20 protein-coding genes and 1 pseudogene are annotated in these 20,902 nt (G+C 43.0%); 9 read left to right on the top strand and 12 right to left on the bottom strand.

The features are described from left to right. Position 1 precedes the first annotated feature (1 nt). From Q0101_RS08900 to dnaA, 7 genes and pseudogenes are all read right to left on the bottom strand, one after another. A complete protein-coding gene (locus Q0101_RS08900) occupies positions 2-1,237 on the bottom strand; it encodes an HD domain-containing protein (RefSeq protein ID WP_297944562.1) in 1,236 nt (411 codons plus the stop codon). Further along, positions 1,237-1,635, bottom strand: a pseudogene (gene queF / locus Q0101_RS08895) (preQ(1) synthase); the annotation flags it as partial. The pseudogene queF and the gene Q0101_RS08900, both read right to left, overlap by 1 nt. Beyond that, positions 1,611-3,044, bottom strand: coding sequence for an EAL domain-containing protein (locus tag Q0101_RS08890; RefSeq protein WP_297944556.1), 1,434 nt, complete (start codon positions 3,042-3,044; stop codon positions 1,611-1,613). The pseudogene queF and the gene Q0101_RS08890, both read right to left, overlap by 25 nt. Further along, positions 3,044-5,356 carry a DNA topoisomerase (ATP-hydrolyzing) subunit B gene (gene gyrB, locus Q0101_RS08885; RefSeq protein ID WP_297944552.1) on the bottom strand — a complete coding sequence of 771 codons (2,313 nt, stop codon included), beginning with the start codon at positions 5,354-5,356 and terminating at the stop codon, positions 3,044-3,046. Before gyrB ends, Q0101_RS08890 begins: the two co-directional genes overlap by 1 nt. 9 nt (positions 5,357-5,365) lie before the next feature. After that, positions 5,366-6,445, bottom strand: a complete 1,080-nt coding sequence (dnaN, locus tag Q0101_RS08880; RefSeq protein WP_297944550.1) for a DNA polymerase III subunit beta — start codon at positions 6,443-6,445, stop codon at positions 5,366-5,368. A gap of 4 nt (positions 6,446-6,449) precedes the next feature. Then, a complete protein-coding gene (locus Q0101_RS08875; protein WP_297944547.1) occupies positions 6,450-6,572 on the bottom strand; it encodes a hypothetical protein in 123 nt (40 codons plus the stop codon). A 29-nt stretch (positions 6,573-6,601) separates the two neighbouring features. After that, positions 6,602-7,930, bottom strand: a complete 1,329-nt coding sequence (gene dnaA, locus Q0101_RS08870; protein WP_297944543.1) for a chromosomal replication initiator protein DnaA — start codon at positions 7,928-7,930, stop codon at positions 6,602-6,604. Between the two features lie 110 nt (positions 7,931-8,040). Here dnaA and ruvC point away from each other — a divergent pair, with 110 nt between their 5' ends. Genes ruvC through Q0101_RS08855 form a run of 3 tightly spaced genes read left to right on the top strand, consistent with a single transcriptional unit; the run spans position 8,041 to position 9,862 of the window. After that, positions 8,041-8,520, top strand: a complete 480-nt coding sequence (ruvC, locus tag Q0101_RS08865; RefSeq protein ID WP_297944540.1) for a crossover junction endodeoxyribonuclease RuvC — start codon at positions 8,041-8,043, stop codon at positions 8,518-8,520. An 8-nt stretch (positions 8,521-8,528) separates the two neighbouring features. Then, entirely contained in the window at positions 8,529-9,335 is an 807-nt protein-coding gene (locus tag Q0101_RS08860; RefSeq protein WP_297944537.1) for a nitrilase-related carbon-nitrogen hydrolase, read from the top strand. Next, positions 9,335-9,862, top strand: coding sequence for an isochorismatase family cysteine hydrolase (locus tag Q0101_RS08855; protein WP_297944535.1), 528 nt, complete (start codon positions 9,335-9,337; stop codon positions 9,860-9,862). Before Q0101_RS08860 ends, Q0101_RS08855 begins: the two co-directional genes overlap by 1 nt. Positions 9,863-10,011: 149 nt before the next feature. Here Q0101_RS08855 and nhaA read toward each other — a convergent pair whose 3' ends face one another. The 5 genes from nhaA to glmM form a co-directional block, all read right to left on the bottom strand. Beyond that, positions 10,012-11,175: a Na+/H+ antiporter NhaA gene (nhaA, locus tag Q0101_RS08850; protein WP_297944532.1), complete on the bottom strand. Its 1,164-nt coding sequence runs from the start codon at positions 11,173-11,175 to the stop codon at positions 10,012-10,014. A 64-nt stretch (positions 11,176-11,239) separates the two neighbouring features. Further along, complete coding sequence (locus Q0101_RS08845; protein WP_177386933.1) at positions 11,240-11,680, bottom strand: CopD family protein; 441 nt, start codon at positions 11,678-11,680, stop codon at positions 11,240-11,242. 9 nt (positions 11,681-11,689) lie between these two features. Then, positions 11,690-12,082 carry an SHOCT domain-containing protein gene (locus Q0101_RS08840; protein ID WP_297944529.1) on the bottom strand — a complete coding sequence of 131 codons (393 nt, stop codon included), beginning with the start codon at positions 12,080-12,082 and terminating at the stop codon, positions 11,690-11,692. Continuing rightward, positions 12,069-12,530: a signal peptidase II gene (gene lspA, locus Q0101_RS08835; protein WP_297944526.1), complete on the bottom strand. Its 462-nt coding sequence runs from the start codon at positions 12,528-12,530 to the stop codon at positions 12,069-12,071. Before lspA ends, Q0101_RS08840 begins: the two co-directional genes overlap by 14 nt. Before the next feature lie 98 nt (positions 12,531-12,628). Then, complete coding sequence (gene glmM, locus Q0101_RS08830) at positions 12,629-13,969, bottom strand: phosphoglucosamine mutase (protein ID WP_297944523.1); 1,341 nt, start codon at positions 13,967-13,969, stop codon at positions 12,629-12,631. Between the two features lie 92 nt (positions 13,970-14,061). Between glmM and Q0101_RS08825 the strand changes: the two genes are divergently transcribed. From Q0101_RS08825 to Q0101_RS08800, 6 genes are all read left to right on the top strand, one after another. After that, a complete protein-coding gene (locus tag Q0101_RS08825) occupies positions 14,062-14,796 on the top strand; it encodes a cold shock domain-containing protein (RefSeq protein ID WP_297944520.1) in 735 nt (244 codons plus the stop codon). A gap of 95 nt (positions 14,797-14,891) precedes the next feature. Further along, entirely contained in the window at positions 14,892-15,164 is a 273-nt protein-coding gene (rpsT, locus tag Q0101_RS08820; protein WP_297944519.1) for a 30S ribosomal protein S20, read from the top strand. 24 nt (positions 15,165-15,188) lie between these two features. Next, entirely contained in the window at positions 15,189-16,256 is a 1,068-nt protein-coding gene (gene prfA / locus Q0101_RS08815) for a peptide chain release factor 1 (protein ID WP_297944516.1), read from the top strand. A 312-nt stretch (positions 16,257-16,568) separates the two neighbouring features. Continuing rightward, the gene (locus Q0101_RS08810) at positions 16,569-16,820 is read left to right on the top strand and encodes a hypothetical protein (RefSeq protein ID WP_297944512.1); all 252 of its coding nucleotides are present in this window, start codon (positions 16,569-16,571) and stop codon (positions 16,818-16,820) included. Between the two features lie 394 nt (positions 16,821-17,214). Continuing rightward, positions 17,215-18,060 (top strand): universal stress protein, encoded by an 846-nt coding sequence (locus tag Q0101_RS08805; protein ID WP_297944509.1) that lies wholly within the window; start codon positions 17,215-17,217, stop codon positions 18,058-18,060. 298 nt (positions 18,061-18,358) lie between these two features. Further along, a complete protein-coding gene (locus Q0101_RS08800) occupies positions 18,359-20,863 on the top strand; it encodes a TonB-dependent siderophore receptor (RefSeq protein ID WP_297944506.1) in 2,505 nt (834 codons plus the stop codon). The last annotated feature ends 39 nt before the right edge of the window (positions 20,864-20,902 follow it).

Here is a 20,902-nt window from a genome sequence, read left to right as displayed (position 1 = left end):
TTTACAAATCGATCCTATTAAGCCCGAAATGCTCTTTGAAATCCTCGCAAACACTCTGAAAATCGACGCCTTCGATTTTCGGCTTGGCTTTGAAAAACTCTAACATCGAATTATATCCGCTAAGCAGCTCCTTACTCTTTACGCCGTAGCTTATTGAAATTCCAGCCTCGAAAAACGCCGCGAGTTTATCGCAATACTTAAGCGCCTTGCCGTCGATTGCGCGAAATTTATCTTCATTAAACATCTTTAGGCTGCCCTCCGCAAATTTAGGCTCTTTACCTAACTCGAAGGTTCGGTTTTCAAACTCGTCTTTTATAAATTTACCGCCCTCTTTGCGGATACCCAAAATATAGCTGAAATCATCTCTCATATGCTCGGGCACGAAAGGCAAAATTTTATCGTCTATTAGCCGCATCTCATATTCGCCGATGATGTCGCTAAGGCCTTTGACGCCGTATTTTACGGGGCTAATGATGTCGCGAGTGAGGCTTTCGGGCAAATCGTGAAATAGAGCGCAGAAAAAATTATATGCCGTGCGCGAACGGCACGCACCAATTTCAAGCGAGAAAAAGTAGCTTAAAATCGCGACTACCAGCATATGTCCTAGTACAGACGTCTCAGGGATGCGCGGCGTCTGCGCCCAGCGTTTTTGAAAACGAAGTCTGCCGCTAAGATCAACTATGCGGGCAAGTTTTTTATTCATCACGATCTTTCGCACACCGATTAGCTCGTAATAATCCTCGAGCTCCTCCTCGACCTTGGCTTTTAGCTCCTCGATGTCGTTTAGAAACTGGCTCGTTTGATAAACGATGTTAAATTCCCAGCGCGTAGAGAGATAGCTCGCTGCCTTTAAGATCACCGCTTCTTTCTTATGATCTTTGGAATTTAGATATTTTTTAAATCGCTCGAAAAACTCGCCGTTTTGAATAGGCAAAAGATCGCTTTCCAGGACACTTAGAACCCATTCGTTGATCTTTTTTTTCTTGGTTTTTTGTATCTGATGAAAGACGTCCGGGCGGATGTCTGTTACTACGATGCGCGCTAAAAACTCAAAGATCCCCGCTTCTATCACATAGTTGATATCCACATCACGCTCAAAGCTAGCGATGAAATAAGCGATAATAAATTTATGCGCCTGTTTGTCGAGCTCGACTAAACTCACCATCTTTGGGTAATCGTTCCAGCGGCTAATGCTTGCGGATTTAAAAATTTGTTCGACTAAATTTGAGCTTATCATCGGTAAATTTGATCCGAGTTTATTTCGATTACGGTATGGACATTGCCGCGCGGATTAAAATCGCCCGTGATTTTCATAAATTTAGGCTTTAGCTTACTTTGAAGCGCGCCGTAAATTTCATTTATACTATCCTCATGGCTGATATAGCGGTTCATAAAGGAATTTATGTAAATTTTAATCGCCTTAAGCTCTACTACGAGCTTGTCCGGGATATATTCCAAATAGATCGTCGCAAAGTCCGGATATCCCGAGCGCGGGCAGCGGCAGCAAAACTCGGGCAGGGTGATTTTTATCAGATAATCGCGCTCTTGTTTGTTGGGCCAAACTTCTAAATTTTCGATGTTAAATTTTACAATTTCCTCTTCGCCGTATCTCACTGCACTCTCCTTAAATTCGATATATCATTCGGCTTTTCGACGCAAAATCCCTGAATATAATCGATGCCCATTTTATAAAGCTGCATTTGAAATTCCTCTTTATCTATGAAGCGCATTACAGTTTTGACGCCTGATTTTGCACAGGCTTCGTTAATGCCTACAAAGATATTTTTAATCTTTTCGTCGTCTAAATTTTTATTAAATTCTATGTCGTAAATGATAAAATCCACTTCTAAAAATTTTAAATACTCAAAGCTTGCATTCGAGCCGCCAAACTGCGACAGCGCGAAGCTAAAACCGAGTTCGCGGAATTTAATCAAAATTTCGTCAAAGCGCTTGATCTCCGAATAGATAAGCTTTTCGTTAAACTCAAACACAATCTTTTTCGGATCGATCAGATTATTATCGATAAGCTTTAAAATTTCATTACGAAACTCGTTATTTCGCAGCGTTTGAGGCATAATCTCAATAAAAATTTTAGCGTCGATATCCTTAAAATAGATGATCCTAGAAATCTGCCTCATCATCGAAATATCGTATTTAATATCGTAATGATTTAGAAGCAAAATATCTAAAATTCTACTTTTTGTGATCTTTTCGCCGCTTCGCAGATCAAGTTTCGGAATTAAATTTATATGAGATTTTACCCCGTTTTTATCTGCGACGCGCTGATATTTAAAACTGAAATTTTCACTATCTATCGCTTCCATTACATCGGCGGAAAATACGTCAATTAATACTTTCTCTACGTCAATAGCCTTCTCGCCGTGCTCTTCGTCGTCCAGGTGATTTATTTTATAAAATAGAGCATTTACGATATTATTTAGATTTCGGTCATAAGAGCTTGGAAGCATTGCAAATTCGCTTTTTATCTCTACATTTTTAATCGTTTGACTTGAAATTTTATGCTCGAACATTCGCAAAATATGGCTTAAATTCGTAGTTTTTGATTCTACGCCGAATACAAAGTAGCCGTTTATAAAGCGCCCGATCGGAAGGTCCTTAAAACCCTGCTCCGCCATAAAATTTGAAAGTTCCTTACAATACTCGTATAAAATTTCATCGCCGTTTTTATATCCGTATCGATCATTTATGTCGATGATATTTTTAATTCGCAAAAGAACGATATTTATTTGACGATTTTTAGCTAGATCGTTGCTTAAAATTTTCTCGATCTCCTCGCGCACAAACACGTGAGTAACGGGATCAATCAGCGTCTTTTGAAAGCCGAAGTAAATTTGATAAATGACATAATAAACATAGCAGATCAAAAGTATCAAAAACAAAATTACGTCGTCAAATTTAAACTCGCCGTTTCGGAACAAAATAATTCCAAAAACAATTAAAACGCAGGTAAACGGCACCGAAATTTTAAGTGCCGTTATGAAGCGATTTTCGCGCTCTTTGGTCTCACTAAATAGAACAGACATTATATATCCAAGTGTTTAACATCTTTGGCATGATCTTGGATGTAGTTTCGGCGCGGCTCGACCTCGTCACCCATAAAAAGATTAAAGGTATCGCTCGCACTTTGTGCGTCTGCAATGCTGATTTTTAAAAGCCTTCTATTTTCAGGGCTCATAGTGGTTTCCCAAAGCTGCTCCGGATTCATCTCACCAAGACCTTTGTAACGCTGAATATAAGCGCCTTTTTTCGAGCTTTTTTCGATTTCGTCTAAAATTTCAATAAAATCCTTACCAAAATTTACATCCCGATCTTTGATCTTTGAATAAATTCTAATCGCCTCTTCAAAGATATAATTGCCGAATAAATTCTCATCTATCACAAGCTGTTCTAGGCCGCTTGGCGTCTGAACGTAAATTCTAATCCCTTCATCATTTACATAGGAATTTAAGATATTAAATCCTTCACTCTCTAGGCGCGGTTTTAAAATTTCAAATAGTTCCTCGTAGCCGAGGCTACGCGCTTCGTCGTTTTCTATTAAAAATCTGATCGCACTAAGCACGCTGAAACGCTTTTTGAGCTCATTTAGAAGCGAGCGATAGTTTGAGACAATTTTTAGATAATCGATCAGATCCTCGTTGCCAATACCTTCAAACTCGCCAATATCGATGCCCGTTTCGATCAAAAACTCGCTAAGCGCCTTTTCGTCTTTCAAATAAATTTCTTTTTTGCCCTTTTTATATCTAAAAAGCGGCGGCTGTGCTAGATAAACATAGCCGTTTTCGACAACAGGACGCAAAAATCTAAAGAAAAATGTTAGAAGCAGCGTCTGAATGTGGCTGCCGTCGACGTCCGCGTCCGTCATAATGATGATTTTGTGATAGCGGAGCTTCTCTTCGTTAAATTCCTCGCCGATACCGCAGCCAAAGGCCGTGATCATATTTTTAATCTCTTCGGATTGTAAAATCCTGTCCAGGCGCGCCTTTTCTACGTTTAAAATTTTACCTCTAAGCGGCAGGATCGCTTGAAACACGCGGTCTCTTCCCTGCTTCGCCGAACCGCCCGCACTATCGCCCTCGACTAGATAAATTTCGCTAATACTCGCATCCTTACTCTGGCAATCGGCTAACTTTCCGGGAAGGGTCCCTACAGAATTTATATTGTCTTTTCTGCGCGTTAGATCGCGCGCCTTCTTCGCCGCTTCACGACCGCGCGCAGCTAAAAGAGCCTTATTCATAATAGCGCGCGCTTCAATCGGATTTTCTTCAAAATATTTGCTAAGCACTTCAAACGCCATCTTTTGCACGATCGGCTTAACGTAGCTGGAGCCTAATTTTCCCTTCGTCTGTCCTTCAAACTGTGGTTCGGGAACCTTTACGCTAATTACCGCGATGAGTCCCTCGCGAACGTCGTCGCCGGTAATCTTCGTGTCCTTTTCGCGCGCAGCCGCATTTGCCGCGACGTAATTTGTTATCGCGCGCGTAAGACCCGCTCTAAAACCCGCCTCGTGCGTACCGCCGTCCGGAGTTTTGATATTATTTACGAAGCTTAATAAATTTTCGCTATACGTTTCGTTATACATCAGCGCAAAATCGACCATAACATCATCCGCGCTATCACTAAACGATACAGCTTTGGATATGGCAGGCGCTTTATTCATATCATTTACGAAGCTTTCCAAGCCGCCTTCGAAGTGAAAGTGCTCGTCCCTGCCCGTGCGATTATCTTTAAAATTTATCGTAATTTTTGGATTTAGATACGCTAGCTCGCGAAATCTTTTTGATAAAATTTCATCGTCAAATTCTAAAATTTCAAAAATTTCGCCGTCGGGCCAAAACTCGATCGTAGTACCCGTGCGATTAGTAGTTTTTATCTTTTCAAGCTCGGTAGTAGGAATTCCTTTGGCAAATTCTTGTCTATAAATATTTCCGTCACGTTTGATCGTAGCAACGAGCTTTTTTGAAAGCGCATTTACAACGCTAACGCCCACGCCGTGCAGACCGCCGGAGACTTTATAAGTGTCTTTGTCAAATTTACCGCCTGCGTGAAGCACGGTCAGAACCACCGTCGCGGCAGGAATTTTTTCAGTCGGGTGTATATCGACGGGGATTCCACGACCGTTATCGCTAACGATACAGCTTCCTTCGCTAGTGATCTCGACATCGATCGTGTCACAGTACCCTGCCATCGCCTCATCGATCGAATTATCTACAACCTCATAAATCATATGATGAAGTCCGCCGATGTTGGTGTCTCCGATATACATTCCAGGGCGCTTTCTAACAGCCTCAAGACCTTTTAAAACTTTAATATTACTGGCGCCGTAATTTTGTTTCATATTTTTCCTTTAAATATTATTTATCGGCATGACGACCGTTTTTAAACCATCCGCGCTAAGCACAAACGCCGTATCGGAGCTGTTAAAATCAAGCTCAAAAATTTCGCTCTCGATGCTACTTAAAAAATCGAGCAAAAAGCGATTTTTCACGCCGAAAACTATCTCGCCGTTTATCTCGATCGCTGCTTCAATTTCGGTTTTTGCCTCGGAATTGTCCTCGTTGATGCTCTCAAAAACCATTACGTCCTTCTTAATGGTAACCTTCATCTCCTCGCACATCGCGTTTATCGCTCGCACGCCGCTTACCATCTTATCGCGCGGAATTAAAATTTTATATGCCGTATCGCTTGGGATCACGCGCTCGTAGTTTGGAAATTTGCCGTTAATAAGCTTTGTAAAAAACTCAAAATTCTCGCTCACAGCTAGCAACACGTTTTCGTCGTAGTAAATTTTAATTTTATCAGAAAATAGCTTTTGAATTTCGCCTATTGCCTTTTTAGGGATTAAAATTTTAGTATCTAGCTCGCCCGCTTTTGATTGAGTGATCAGCTTATAAACGCTAAGTCGCTTCGTATCGGTTCCGACTAAATTTATAAAGCCCTCTTTTACGTCAATTAAAGCACCGTTTAGCTCATATTTTGGATTGTTGGTGTCTATCGACGGATATATTTTTTTAAGGCTTCTGCCTAAAATTCCAGCATTTACGTCAAAGCTGTTTTTACCATCTATTGTAGGAAAGCTTGGAAAATCCCTCGTTTCAAACATCGGAAGTTTATACTTGGATTTTTTTTGCTTTACAAATAGTGCTCCGTTAACGGTTTCTAAAGTAACGCTATCGTCGCTTAAGCCTTTAATAACGCTAAGAAGTTTGCCTCCGTTTGCCGTAGCTTCTCCCTCTGTTTCTATTGATATATTTTGTAGATTATAACTAAGGCCTATTTCGTGATCGGTAGCTTTTATACTGAAAATTCCATCTTTAGCACTCATTAAAAGATGCGAAGTTATCGAGCTTAGATCTTTTTTATCAAGATAGGAGCTAGTATTTGAAACTATCTCTTCTAGAAGTTTTTTAGTGATTAGCACTTTCATATTTTTATCCTTTTAAATTTTTATCGTTGTAGTAGTTGGCAAGTGGTTTTTGTGAAAAACTTATCCTAAAGCTTGTCTTTAGGTAGTTTATCCAGTGAGTAAGTAGCTTTGTTTTATTCACTTTCATTTACCTTTTTTGCTTTATTTTCATAAAGTTTAAATTTCATTCTTATCCTTTTTGGTTATTTTGTTTTTTAGTTCTTCGATCTTTATTTTTAACATCTCGTCGGTTTGAATGAGTTCGTTGATTTTTTTGATATTTTTGCTGATGGCGCTGTGATCTTTTAGATTAAAAAATGCGGCGATTTTAGGCATTGAGTTTTGAGTTAACTGTTTGGTTAGATATATGCAAATTTGGCGCGCTTCGACGACGTTTTTAGCTCGCGTTTTGCTCTTTAGTTCGCTAGGTTTTACGTTCAGTTCTTTTGAGATCACCTCTATGACGTGTTCGAGGCTCACGCTTGAATATTTTTGGTGAATTTGATCTTGCAGTGTACTTTTGGTAAATTCTAGCGTGATCTTCGTGCGAAGTATCGACGAATATGCATTTAGTTTATTTATTGCGCCTTCGATTTCGCGGATATTATCGCCCATATTTGCGGCGATATATTCTACGACGTCGTGTGGAATTCTAACGCGATTTTCTTCGCTCTTTTTATTGATAATGGCGATTTTAGTTTCTAGATCCGGCGGGGTTATGTTTGCTATTATGCCGCTTTCAAATCGTGTTGTAAGACGACTTTCAAAACCTTTTAGGAATTTTGGTGGTAGGTCATTGGTAAGGACAATTTGACAATTTTTGTCTTTCAGCTCGTTAAACGTATAAAAAAGCTCCTCTTGAGCTTTATCACGTCCGATCAAAAACTGAATGTCGTCGATGAGCAAAACGTCGCAATTGCGGTATTTTTGTTTAAATTTATCAATCGAGTTGTTTTTAAGGTTAAAGACGAAATCATTAGCGAACTGCTCGCTGGTGACGCAAATGACGGTTTTGCCTTTTTTAATGCAGTAATTTCCGATCGATTGAAGTAGGTGAGTTTTTCCAAGCCCGCTAGGTCCGTAGATAAAGAGCGGATTAAAGCGAATTCCTGGCTCTTTCGCGACGGATACCGAACACTCGAAGGCAAATTTATTTGAATCGCCGATGATAAAATTTTCAAAATTATAATTTTCACTTAGAATCGTGCTCTTAGGCTTTTCAGAGATGATTTTTACCTTTTCTTTCGGAGAAATTTTAGCCTTTGAGGTGATTTTGACGATCACGTCGTTTAATCCAAATTGTTTTTTGATAAGCTCTTTTATTTTAGCGCCGTATTTTGTCTGAGCGTATTTGGCTATAAACTCGTTAGTAGCGTTGTAGATGAAAAATTGGGGTGTCGAGTTTTTATCGTTAAATTTCAAATTTTTAATGTATCTAGAGTATTCGGTAGGTAAAATTTCCTTCTCTAAATTCGATAAAATTTCTTGTGCTTGCGATGTCGCCATAAAATTCCCTTATAAATTAAGCCGCTATTTTAGCTAAATTTCACTAAATTTGCGGTAAATTTAAGTTTATTCACTTGTGATTAAGCCGTGAATAAGCGTGAAAGGTGGCTATGAAAATTTTAGGAATTGATCCTGGAACTAGAAATTTAGGCTATGCTATTTTGGAAAAAGACGTGAATAAGATTGTTCTTATTGAAGCGGGACTTGTGAAAATGAAGGCCGAAAACGTGCAATTTCAAATGACGCAGATGAGCGAGGCGATCGATCAAATTTTTAGCGCTCATAAGATCGATGAGGTCGCGATAGAATCGATGTTTTATGCCTATAATCCGCAGTCTGTTTTAAAGCTCGCTCAGTTTCGCGGCGCGCTAGCCCTTAAAATTTTACAAATTTTTGGAAATTTTGCCGAATACACGCCGCTTCAGATAAAAAAATCGGTCACGGGCAAAGCAAAGGCGGCGAAGGAGCAGGTTGCGTTCATGGTGAAGCGGATCTTGGGGATTAATAAGGAGATTAAGCCGCTTGATATTACGGATGCTATAGCTATCGCGCTTACTCATGCAAATGTTATGCGCTTAGCGCCTAAATAGGAGGTTTTATGAAAATCGCTATTTTGCAAATGGACGTGAAAATGGCTCAAAATTTTGCAGATTGTGAGCAAAATTTTATCCGCGTGCGCGGGCTGATCGATCGCGCGTTAAAACGCGGCGCGGACGTAGCGGCGCTGCCGGAAGCCTTTAATACGGGCTTCAATACGGCTAAATTTAAAGAGCTAGCTGATATGAACGCTACTCATACAAAAAAATTTTTAAGCGAAATTTCGCGAAAAAGCGGCGCTGTTTTGGTTGGTGGAGCGATAAATTCCAAGCAAAATAAAATTTATAATTCCGCTTTTATCTATCAAAACGGAGCCGAAATTTTACGCTACGACAAGATCCACGCCTTCTCGCTCGCTCACGAAAACGAGATCGTAAGCGGCGGAGATAAGCTAGGCATTTGCGAGATAAAATTTCAAAATCGCGCGGTCAAAATCGGCGTCGCGATCTGCTATGATCTGCGCTTTTGTGAAATTTTTCGCGCCTTAGCGCTTCGCGGTGCACAGATTGTTTTTGTGATCGCGCAGTTTGCGCAGAGCCGCATAGAGCATTTTATCACGCTTGCGAGAGCCCGTGCGATCGAAAATCAAGTTTTTATCTGCGCGGTAAACGGCTGCGGCGATACGGGGCAGGGCGAGAGTTTCGGCGGAAATTCCATGCTGATCGGTCCGGGCGGTGAGATCGTCGCGCGCCTAGACAAAAAAGAGGCCGTGAAGATTGCTCGAGCGGATTTAAATGAAATTTTAAAATTTCGTGCTAAAATGGATCTTTTAAAAGATATGAAACCTGAAATTTATAAGGAGTTTTGATGAAAACTTTGGTGTTTGTGATCGATATGCTAAACGGCTTCGTAAAGTTCGGCGCGATGGCCGATCCCAGCATCGCAAAGATCGCTCCTGCGGTGATTAGGCAGATTGAGGCGGCGAAAAATGCGCATTTCATCTGCGACGCTCACGCCGAGCGTGATTTGGAGATGAAGCGCTATCCGGTTCACTGCCTAGTTGGCTCGCCCGAAGCGGAGGTGATCGAGGAGCTCGCGCCCTACGTAAGCGAGCAAAACGTCACTTTTAAGCGCAGCACGAACGGCTTTCATAATTTGGATAAGAAAATTTTGGGTGGCTTCGATCGCTTCGTGATTACGGGCTGTTGCACCGACATCTGCGTGATGCAGTTTGCGCTTAGCCTGCGAACCTATCTCAACGAAACGGGCGCTGATAAAGATATAATCGTTCCGCGCGATGCGGTGGCTACCTATGACGCGCCGAACCATGAGCGCGGCTACTACGACGAATGCGCGCTAAGCTTAATGCAAAATGCGGGAATTTTGGTGATTTAAGCTGTACTTAGATTAAACAGAATTTCAAGCTAAATTTTGTAGTGTATAAATTTTTAAAATTTTAGAGCCGTTCTTAAAATTCTAGATTTTTGAGCGGTAGAATTTTAAAATTTTGTGTTGCTCATAAAATTTTAATCTTTTTATGGAATTTAGCTTTGTTTTACCGCGACTGCTTTTGCGACGAAAAATCCAACTACCCCGGAAATTATCGAGCCTAAAAATACCGCGAGCTTGTCTGTGTAATGATACATATCGCTGCCGCCGTATGCGAGGCCATCGACGAAAAGCGCCATCGTAAAGCCGATACCACAGATGATTGCTACTGCGTAAAGCTGCGGCCAGCCCGCGTTTTCGGGCATATAGGCGATTTTGGCTTTGATTAAGATCCAGCTAAAGGCAAAAATTCCAATCTGTTTACCGAAAAATAGTCCTAGCATGATACCCATCGGTACCGGGCCGAAAAGGAAACTAGGACTGATGCCCGCTAGCGAGACGCCTGCGTTTGTAAAGGCAAAGATCGGCAAGATGAAAAAATTTACGGGGTAGGCTAAGCCATGTTCCATATCCTTTAGCATCGAGCCGGAGCGGGTCTTAAGCGGAATACAAAAGCCCGCTAGTACTCCCGCGATGGTTGCGTGGATACCGGAGTTTAGTACCATCACCCACAGCACGACGGCTACGATGATAAACGGAAGCTTTTTATCGACGCCAAGTCTGCTCATCGCTAGCATTATTGCGACACAGGCAGCTGCGCCGCCTAGATAGATTGCGTTTATGGTAGAGGAATAAAACAAAGCGATGATTAAAATTGCACATAGATCGTCCATTATCGCAAGCGTCAAAACGAAAATTTTAAGGCTCGCGGGGATTTTTTTGCCCAAAAGTGCCATCACACCCACGGCAAAGGCTATGTCGGTCGCCGTCGGGATCGCCCAGCCCTTCATCGCGACGGCATCGCCCCAGTTAATGATCGAAAATATAATCGCGGGCATCATTACTCCGCCCAAAGCTGCGAAGCTAGGAAGTAAAATTTGAGAAAAATGGCGCAGCTGCCCTTCGATCTTTTCGCGCTTTAGCTCAAGTCCGATAGCGAAGAAAAATATCGCCATGAGCACATCGTTTACCAAAAAATGCATCGTTTCATCGAGCTTTGCAGGGCCGACGCCTATGGTGAAGTTTAGATGTAAAAACGCCTCATAATATTTTGATAAAAAGTCCACATTTTGAGCTACGATTGCAAAAACGGCCGATAGAAGTAATATAACGCCGGCGCTACTTTCACTTGATAAAATTTTCTTAATGATATGTTGCACATGCTTCCTTTAAAATTTTGCTCTAATTTTATGCAAATTTTAATTAAATTTTTATCAAAACGGGCTAGTTACTCGGTAAATTCGGCATTATTAGCATTGCATAAAGTATTATAAACATTATGATCGTAGGGCCTTCGTTGATCGCACGGAAGTATTTTCCGCTCCTGTGGCACTCGTTTTTTTCAAATTTATACATATAATAATACAGCCACAAATGATAACAGATTAGCAAAACTCCGGCTAGTAATTTTATATGAAAATATCCCATTTTCATAAGCCCCGGATTTAAAATAATAAGCATCACGCCGCTAAAAACCGTCACTGCCATTGCTATCCAGCCGATCGCGTGATACAGCATCCGCTCCATCTTTTTAACGACCTTTACGAAATCCGGCTTGTCTAAATTTTCAGCGTGATAAACATACAGACGCGGCATATAAAATAGCATCGCCATCCATGAAATAAAACCCGCAAAATGGACAAATTTAAACCAATAGTAACTCATTTTTTCTCCTTAATCTCTCATTAAAATTTCTTTTCGCGCTTCGAATTCCTCTTTAGAAATCGCGCCTTTTTGATACAGCTCATAAAGTGCATCGACCTTTTTCAGACGCCCCTCGTAGTCGTCTTCCTCCGTCTCACTTACAAAAGCATTTAAATCTTCCACCCAAATTCCTACGAAAAATATATCTAGCAAAATCCAAATTCCCCAAATCGCCCAAAACAAAAAGCCCACTAAAAACCATAGTGTAAAGCTCCCTAGCCAAAATAGCGCGATTTGAGCAAATCCGCTGATAAATTTACCGCAATAAATTCTATGCAGTCCGCCGCCGATCGGCATAGCTGCGATCCACGAAAACGCACCTAAAAACCAAAGTGCGTAAGCGATATAATTATTTCTCTTCATTTTTCTCCTTTTTTGCGGTGCGTAAGCCCTGAAAAATAAAAATCACCACGGCTAGATCGATCATCACGTCGGCGAAATTAAACACCGCAAACTCAAACCACTTATGCCATGCGACATAATCTACGACGCCGTCGCGAATGAAGCGATCGAGCAGGTTTGAACAGCCCCCCGCGAGCATCAGCGCAAACGGCGCCCAGTGCTCGCAAAAGAGCTTTTTATGACAAAATACATACGCCGCAAGCGCCAAGATCAGCACGATCTGGATAAATTTTAAATTTTCGCCCAAAAACGCAAACATCGAAAACGCAACGCCGCGGTTAAGCGTAAGCTCTAGCGAAAAAAACTCGCCCTGCCACGAAAAGCCGTTTAAAAACAGAAGTTTGATCGCTTGATCGATCGCGAAGATCACCACAAAAAGCAGGATAAATTTAATACAGGTCTTAGCCATCTCGCAGCCTAAATTTAAATATGTAAAGCCTGCATTTTTTGTCCGCGCTTTTTGTACCGAGCCATGAGCTTGTCGCGCCGTAAAATTTCACCGCAACGCTACTCATTTAGGGCTTTAGTAAAAAATTTCTCGACCTCGTCCATTCGCTTTTGAAGCATTTTTTCGTTTTTGCCCTCGATTAAGAGGCGGATAACGTTTTCGGTGCCGGAGTAGCGAAAGAGCGAGCGGATTTTGTCCGCTTTGAGGCTTGCTTCAAACTCCTTTAACCCTTTTAATTTTTCAAGCGGCTTTTTATCCGCGATCTTTAAATTTCGTAAAATTTGAGGATACGGCTTAAGCATTGATGAGAGTTCGCTCGCTTTTTTGTGCGTATCCAGCATGCAGGCGGCGAATTGCAGCGCGCTTGCGATGCCGTCGCCCGTTTTGGCATAATCACCGAAAATCACGTGCCCGCTCTGCTCGCCGCCGAAATTTGCGCCCAGCTCGCGCATCATCTCAAGTACGAATTTATCGCCGACGTTGCAGCGATGAAGCGCGATGCCGTGTTTGGCTAAAAAATCCTCCAGCGCGGAGTTGCTCATCACCGTCGCGATCATCTGATCGCCCGCAAGGCGTTTTTTCTCTTTCAAATAAACCGCTAAAATTCCAAGTAGCGCGTCACCGTGGATGATCTCGCCGTTTTCATCCACGACTACGAGCCTATCGGCATCCCCGTCGAAGGCAAAGCCGACATCGGCGCGTAATCTTTTGACCTCCGAGGCTAAATTTTGCGGGCTTAGTGCGCCGCAAGCATCATTAATATTTTTGCCATTAGGTTCGTCGCCGATGACGATAGTTTCGGCCCCTAGCTCGTTAAATACGGTAGGTGCGACCTTGTAGCTTGCTCCGTTTGCGCAATCAAGCACGACGCGAAGCCCGTGCAGCGTCTTTTGTTTAGGGAAGGAATTTTTAATATGCACGATATATCTGCCGATGACGTCGTCTACGCGTTTTGCGGCGCCTATCTGCATCATTTTGGTGCGCGCTTCGGCGATGAGCTCGTCGCTGAAATAAATTTTTTCGATCTGCGCTTCCTCTTTTTCGTCGAGTTTAAAGCCTTCGCTGTTGAAAAATTTAATACCGTTGTCGTAGTATGGATTGTGGCTCGCGCTTATCATGATGCCTGCGTCGCAGCGCATGTCCTCGGTGAGAAATGCGATCGCAGGAGTAGGCATCGGTCCGATCTGGCGGACGTTGTAGCCCACGGAGGTAAGGCCCGCTACGATCGCGGTTTCTATCATATAGCCGCTTCTGCGGGTATCTTTGCCGACTAAAATCATATTCGTAACAGAATTTTTCCTAAAATAAATCCCCGCCGCCATCGCTACGCGCATCGCAAGCTCGGCGGTTAGAAATTCTCCCGCTTTACCGCGTACGCCGTCCGTTCCGAAAAGTTTCATTATCAAATCCTCAATTCAAATAAATTTTTCTTATTCTAGCAAAAATTTTGTATAATTATCATTTATCAAACAAATTTTTAAGGAGCCAGTGCTTGAGAGGAATCATCAAAACGCATCTCGATCAAAAACAATACGGTTTTATAAAAGGCGATGACGGCAAGGATTACTTTTTTCGTTATTCGTCGTTTGATGATACGGATAAAAGTAAAATATGTGAAAAACTTCTGGTAGATTTTGATCCAAAAGCAACGCCAAAAGGATACGTAGCCACAAAGATACAGGTGGTAGGTAAAGGAGCTGTAGGTTATACATCACCTGATAAATTTCTCTGTAGTGTAACGGATAAATTTAGAGATTTTGAAATTCTTGAATTTTCGAAATGGATGGTAATGGGTAGCTCTAGAAATCCTAACGAAGCGAAAGAAGATATGATTAATCGAGCTAAAATGATTGGAGCAAACGCACTTGTAAAAGTAGAATACTTTCGATCCACGGGGGAAGAAACGAGCGACAGCGGAAGAGGAACACATTATTTTACCATACATAGTTGTAGAGCAATAGCGGTAAATATAGGTAAAAGAGTCGTTAATGGCAGTATAATTGACGATTTTATTTGTATTGATAAAAGAGCCGCTTATTTAAAAAGTAAACTTGTTGCAAAAACAAGAAGAGCTAAATTGTATAGGCTGATATTTTGGATAGTCATATTGTGTGTATCTTTAGGTTTATACGTTTCGAATAGAGTAATATTTGCAGTTATCCTTATCGTCATAGCGTATATATTTAGTCATGCTACGAATTACGATTGGTGGCTAGTAGAAATTTGAGAGCAAAACAAGTTTTAAATACCGCTTAAATTAAGCGTCGATTAAATATTTTTTACGTATAATCGCAGGTTCAAATTTAACCGAAAAGGAACGTTATGGCAAATCACAAATCCGCCGAAAAACGCGCGAGACAAACCATAAAAAGAACGGAGCGAAATAGATTTTATCGCACCAGAGTAAAAAATATCACAAAAGCCGTAAGAGAGGCGGTCGAGAGCAAGGATCTAGACGCAGCGACTCAGGCTCTAAAAACGGCTAATGAAAGCTTCCACAGCTTCGTAAGCAGGGGCTTTTTGAAAAAACAGGCCGCGAGCAGAAAAGTAAGCCGCCTAGCCAAACTCGTAAATTCTTTAAAAACCGCCGCGTAAGCGCTCCTTACGCATAAAATTTAAATGCTAGCCGATAAACTAAAGCCTTTTTTGGATCGCTATGACGAGCTTTCGCGCATGCTTAGCGATCCCGCTGTTACCGCGGATATCGCCAATATGACTGCATTATCTAAGGAGCAGCGCAATATCGAGCCGATCAAAGAGGCGGCTAGCGAGTATCTTAAAATTTTAGATCAGATCGAAGAAAACAAAGCCCTGCTAAGCGATGCCGATCTCGGCGAGCTAGCCAAAGAGGAGCTTAAAAGCTTAGAGACGCAAAAGCCGCAGCTCGAAGAAAAAATCAAAATTTTGCTGCTTCCAAAAGACCCCAACGACGATAAGAATATCTTTTTGGAGATCCGCGCCGGTACAGGCGGCGACGAAGCGGCGCTGTTTGCGGGCGATCTGCTAGGCGCGTATCTGCGCTACGCCGATCTTCGCGGCTATAAATGCGAGATCGTAAGCACTAGCGAAGGCAGCGTCGGCGGCTACAAAGAAGCGATCTTGCTCGTAAAGGGCGCGGGAGCGTATTCGCGGCTGAAATTTGAAGGCGGTACCCACCGCGTGCAGCGCGTCCCCGAAACGGAGAGCCAGGGCAGGGTACATACCTCCGCGATCACCGTCGCCGTGATGCCTGAGATCGAGGATAGCGAGATACAGATCAACCCAAATGACCTTCGCATCGACGTTATGCGCAGCTCCGGCCACGGTGGGCAGTCCGTAAATACCACCGATAGCGCCGTTCGCATCACTCACATCCCGACCGGCTTAGTCGTCACCAACCAAGACGGCAAAGATCAACACAAAAACAAAGAGGCGGCGATGAAGGTGCTAAAGGCGCGTCTTTACGATATGCAGGAGCAGGAGCGCTTAGAGAAAGAGCGCAAAGATCGCAAGGATCAGGTAGGCACCGGCGACCGCTCGGGGCGAATTCGTACCTACAACTATCCGCAAAATCGCATCAGCGACCACCGCATAAATTTAACGCTTTACCGCCTGGATGCGATCATGGCGGGCGGTTTGTTCGACGAGATCATAGATCCGCTCATCGCGCACTCTCAAGCCGAAGCGATCGCAAACGCCGGCTATTAAGTCTTTTAAAATTTAATCCTCATATTTTCAAAATTTTGTTACGATTATGCTGCAAAATTTTACTTTAAATTTAACCGCTAGCCTTTGGGGCAACGTATTTAATGGCTTTTGCCTCGGCAAATTTTACTTTAAATTTAGCCGCAAACTCCGCTTGAAATTCCGCCTTTTAAATTTAAATTCTATCGCCGCGCCGCCTGGCATTTTAAATTTCGCCGTTTTAAAATGCGCGCCTCAAATGCCTCTTTAAAATTTACGCAGACGCGAGCGGGCAAGGAGCTGCCGCGATAAATTTTTAAAGGCAAATCCCGCCCTTTGCTATCTTTTAATTTGTTTCTTATCTTTGGTGTATTAAAATCCCGCTCCGTTTCATTCGTAAATTTGAAACGTATCTTAAAAACAAGGAAAGCAGATGAGCGAAAGAAATTTACAAATTTTAGGTTGGGAGGCACATGCCTGTCGGTCATCATGTACGTATCTTATGTGCCGAACATAATGGCAAATTTAGACGGCAACAAAGTCCCGTTTCTCCAGCCGCTCGCAGCCGCGATAAACTGCACGATATAGCTTAGCTACGGTCTTTTAAAGCCCAAAAAGGACTATCCGCTCGCCGCGGCGAATTTCCCGGGGATCATCTTTGGGCTACTAATCGCAATAACGGCGCTTTGAACCGCGCTTTTAGCGGCTTGATAAATTTTAAAACCGCCCGCGCCGCACCTTGTCTGCCGCGTCCGCAACGCTTTTTAGTCGCCTACTACGCTGCAACTACTCGATCGCTGTCAGCTGAGCCTGAGCTAGCTTACCACAAGCGCGCCCACGCCTTACAAACCTATTGCGGCACGGCTTTGAAATTTTGCAAAATCGCCCGCTCCGCATTCAAATCTGACGAATTTAAATAACTTTTATACAAAATTTGATAAGCTTATTTTGATTAAAATTTTATCTTTAAAAAGGACGAAAAATGAAAAAGGTCATCACTTGCGTCGATCAAAATGCGCTTGCCCCGGCGGTTAGAGATTACGGAATTTACGTCGCTAAAACCTTGGGTGCCGAGCTCGTGTTTATTCACGTGGTTGAAATCCCGGAGCTTGGTGAGAATTTTTATGGGCTAGCCGCAGGCGGGATCGTCCTAGGAGAGAATGATATCCTTGCAAATAGCTACGGAAGTCCCACACTAGGCGGCGTGGATGCGGAAAAGGACCACGAAGAAGCCGAAGCGATGCTGGATGAATATATCTGCGCTGCGACTGTTGCGGGCGTAAAGGCGAGTAAGATCATCAAAGATGGCGATTTTATCGACGTTATCGCCGAGTACAAGGACGAAGCCGAAATTTTTGTACTCGGTATCAAGGGCTCAAATAACGAGGACGTAGGCTTTAACGCAAGCGTGCTGATAAAGGAGCTTCACGTGCCGTCGCTGCTCGTAAATAAAGAATTTTCGCCGATTAACTCCGTGCTCATCGCGTTTGACGGCACTGACGCGGCGAAACGCACGCTTGAGTTTATAAAGAGCTCAAAGCTTCTTGCGAGCGCACATAAGCATGTCTTGCACATCAATGCGGGTGCCACAGAGGGCGAGCGGATGCTGGATCTGGCGCGCGAAATTTTAGGCACTCAAAATGCCACTTTCAAATGCATCCAAGCCGAAGTTCCCGCCGATGAGATCATCAAATATCGCCGCGCCAATAACCTCGATCTGATCGCTACCGGTGCCTTTACGAAAGGGTTTTTCAAAAAGCTCTTTTTAGGCAGCGTCTCCGAGGATATCTTGCACAATGCACTTGTACCGGTGCTAGTGCTATCGTAATCGCAAGACCAAACACCGATAAACGCCAAATTCCGTCGCTTACGTTATTTTAAAGCGGCGGAATTTTAGAATTTAAAATTCTTAAATCCTTTGCTTCTCAAATTCATATACTTTTTAAAATCCATATAAATTTTTCTTAAAAATTCGTCAATAGATCTTATTAAATTCCGTTAAATTAGTAATTGCATATAAAATTTTATGATTTAGTTTATTAAAAATTTTATTATTATTTAAGAGGAATTGTAAGATAATCCCGCCAGTAAATTGATATGGATTATAAAATCTAAAAAGGATTTTTATGAAAAAGGGTAAAATTTTACTCTCTTTGGCGCTACTTTGCTCGCCGTTTTGGCTTACTGTGGCGCAAAATAGCGGCGCTTCTCAAAACTCGTCCGTCGCGAGCTCCACCTCTAAAATTTCGTCGTCGCAAAGCTCACATGCAGCCGCCGTATCACGGAGCTCCGCGCCGTCTGCTTCAAATTTCGCCGCCAATAATGCGGCGCCGAAAAGCTCTACGCAAAATCCTCGAAACCCTACCACCGTAAATTCCGCGCCGCAGGGCAACGCCGTCGTAAGCCCCGCTACTAAAGGCGTTGCACAAAATTCCACGTCGCAAAGCAATAGCGCAGCAAATTCTACGCCGCGGAGCTCAGACGGCGATAACCTTGGCACCATAAACGTCACGGGTAAGGCCGATCTGTCCACTACCGAGGGCACCGGCTCTTATACGACGGGCAATATGAGTACCGCGACGGGGCTAAATTTAAGCATAAGAGAGACGCCGCAGTCGGTATCGGTCGTATCGAATCAAGTGATAAAGGATCTAAATTTAAACAACGTAGATAGCGCGCTACGCTATACTCCGGGGATTACGCTGCGTAACGACAGCGGCAGAATGCGTATAAACTCGCGCGGATTTGATATAGATAATATCCAAGAAGACGGAATGATTAGCTCGGTTTCCTCCTCTGTGCAAGGTCCTTTGGGCTTTTCAAAAGAATTTACCGATCTTGCTTTTTACGACCGCGTCGAGGTTTTGCGCGGTGTAGCGGGGCTTACTCAAAGCAACGGCGAGCCCGGCGGTACGGTAAATTTAGTTCGTAAGCGCCCTAGCGATGAATTTGGTTTTAACGCAAGCCTAAGCGGCGGAAGTCGGGATAATTACCGTAGCATGATCGACGTAACGGATGCGATAAATCAAAGCGGCACCGTGCGCGGACGCTTGATCGGCGTAGCAGGCAAAGAGGGCGCTTACAAACATTACGCTAACGGCTGGCGCAGCGCGGTGGGTGGATTATTTGACTTTGACATCGGTGAGAAGACTTTGCTAAGCACGGGCGTGATCTATCAAAAATCAAGAGGCGTTTATGATGTTTTCGGCGTTCCGGTTATAGACGAGCGGGGAAATCTTTTAAATTTAAGCCGCAAAAGCTATTTCGGCTCGAATTGGGATAGAAGCGAGTATAGAAAATACAACGCCTTTACCGAGCTAAGCCATGAATTGAGCGACGATACGAAAGCCTACGTGAAAGTGAATTATACCGATAGCAAAGGTATGTTTAAATTTGGCTCCCTAGGCGGAGTAAATCCTTATAACGGCACTACGTCGCATAATGTAAGGAGACAAAAATATGAAAATACCTCCAAAGAGGTCGCCGCAAAAATCGGGCTCGAAGGTAAGTATGAGCTTTTCGGCAACAAACACGAATTCTTTATAGACGGCTCGGCATCGAGAGAAAAATTTAGCAACAATAGAAAATATCCGACAAATTTAACTCTAAACTCGCTTGGAATGGGTATTTACAACTGGAACAAAGACTTGATCCTAGAGCCTGATTGGAACAATCGAAGCAGCCTTGCCCAGGATTATACGCAATACAATAGAATTTATCAATCTGCTATTAGCCTAGGCACCAGATACAATCTCAGCGAGGATTGGCATATATTATTGGGCGGACGATATTCCAGAGTAAAATATAACGCCTATCTGAAAGACTATATCTATCCGAACGAGACCGGCAAGCGAGACAGACCTACGAAAGTACATTTTGCGCCGTATGCGGGGCTAACGTGGGATTTTACGCAAAATCACAGCTGGTATGTAAGCTATGCGGAAATTTTTAAACCGCAAAGTTCTACCGACAGAAACGGTGAGATATTAGATCCCGTAGTTGGATACAACGTAGAAACCGGCGTAAAGGGCGAGTATTTTGAAGGCGCGTTAAATACCAGCATTGCGCTATTTCAGATAATCCAAGAAAATAGAGCTATTCAAGATCCGCTAAATACGAATTACTCTATCGCCGAGGGCAAGGTGCGAAGCAGAGGCGTCGATGTAGAGGCGCAAGGAGAGATAACGGATAGTTGGAAAGTGTTTGCGGGCTATACGTTTAATCGCAGCGAATATCTAAAAAGCGAGAAGGCGAATTCTACGACGGTCGATTATAGCAAGGGCGCCAATGCGAAAAAATATATTCCGAAGCATCTTTTTAAAATTTATACGAATTACGAAATTCCATTTTCCGCTCAGCGCAAGCTGATATTTGGCGTCGGTATGCGATACCAAAGCGCCACGTCGGGATTCTATCAAAACGTAAATTACGTAGCTCCCGAGCAGAAGGCTTACGCGCTGTGGGACGCAAATGTCGGCTATCATTTTGACAAGCACTTTAGCGTAAATTTTGCGGTCAAAAACATCACGGATAAGAAGTATTTTCAAAATACGCAAAATCGCGTCGCGGGGATGAATAATTACTACGGCGAGCCGCGGAATTTTATGTTGACGTTAAATTATACGTATTAGGTGCGGATGGAATTTTGCGCTTATGCGAACTCGGACTGA

This window comes from uncultured Campylobacter sp. (assembly GCF_937921625.1).
Classification (GTDB): Bacteria; Campylobacterota; Campylobacteria; order Campylobacterales; family Campylobacteraceae; genus Campylobacter_B.
The sequence above is the reverse complement of the archived record's forward strand: the minus strand, read 5'-3'. Positions and strand labels throughout refer to the sequence as shown.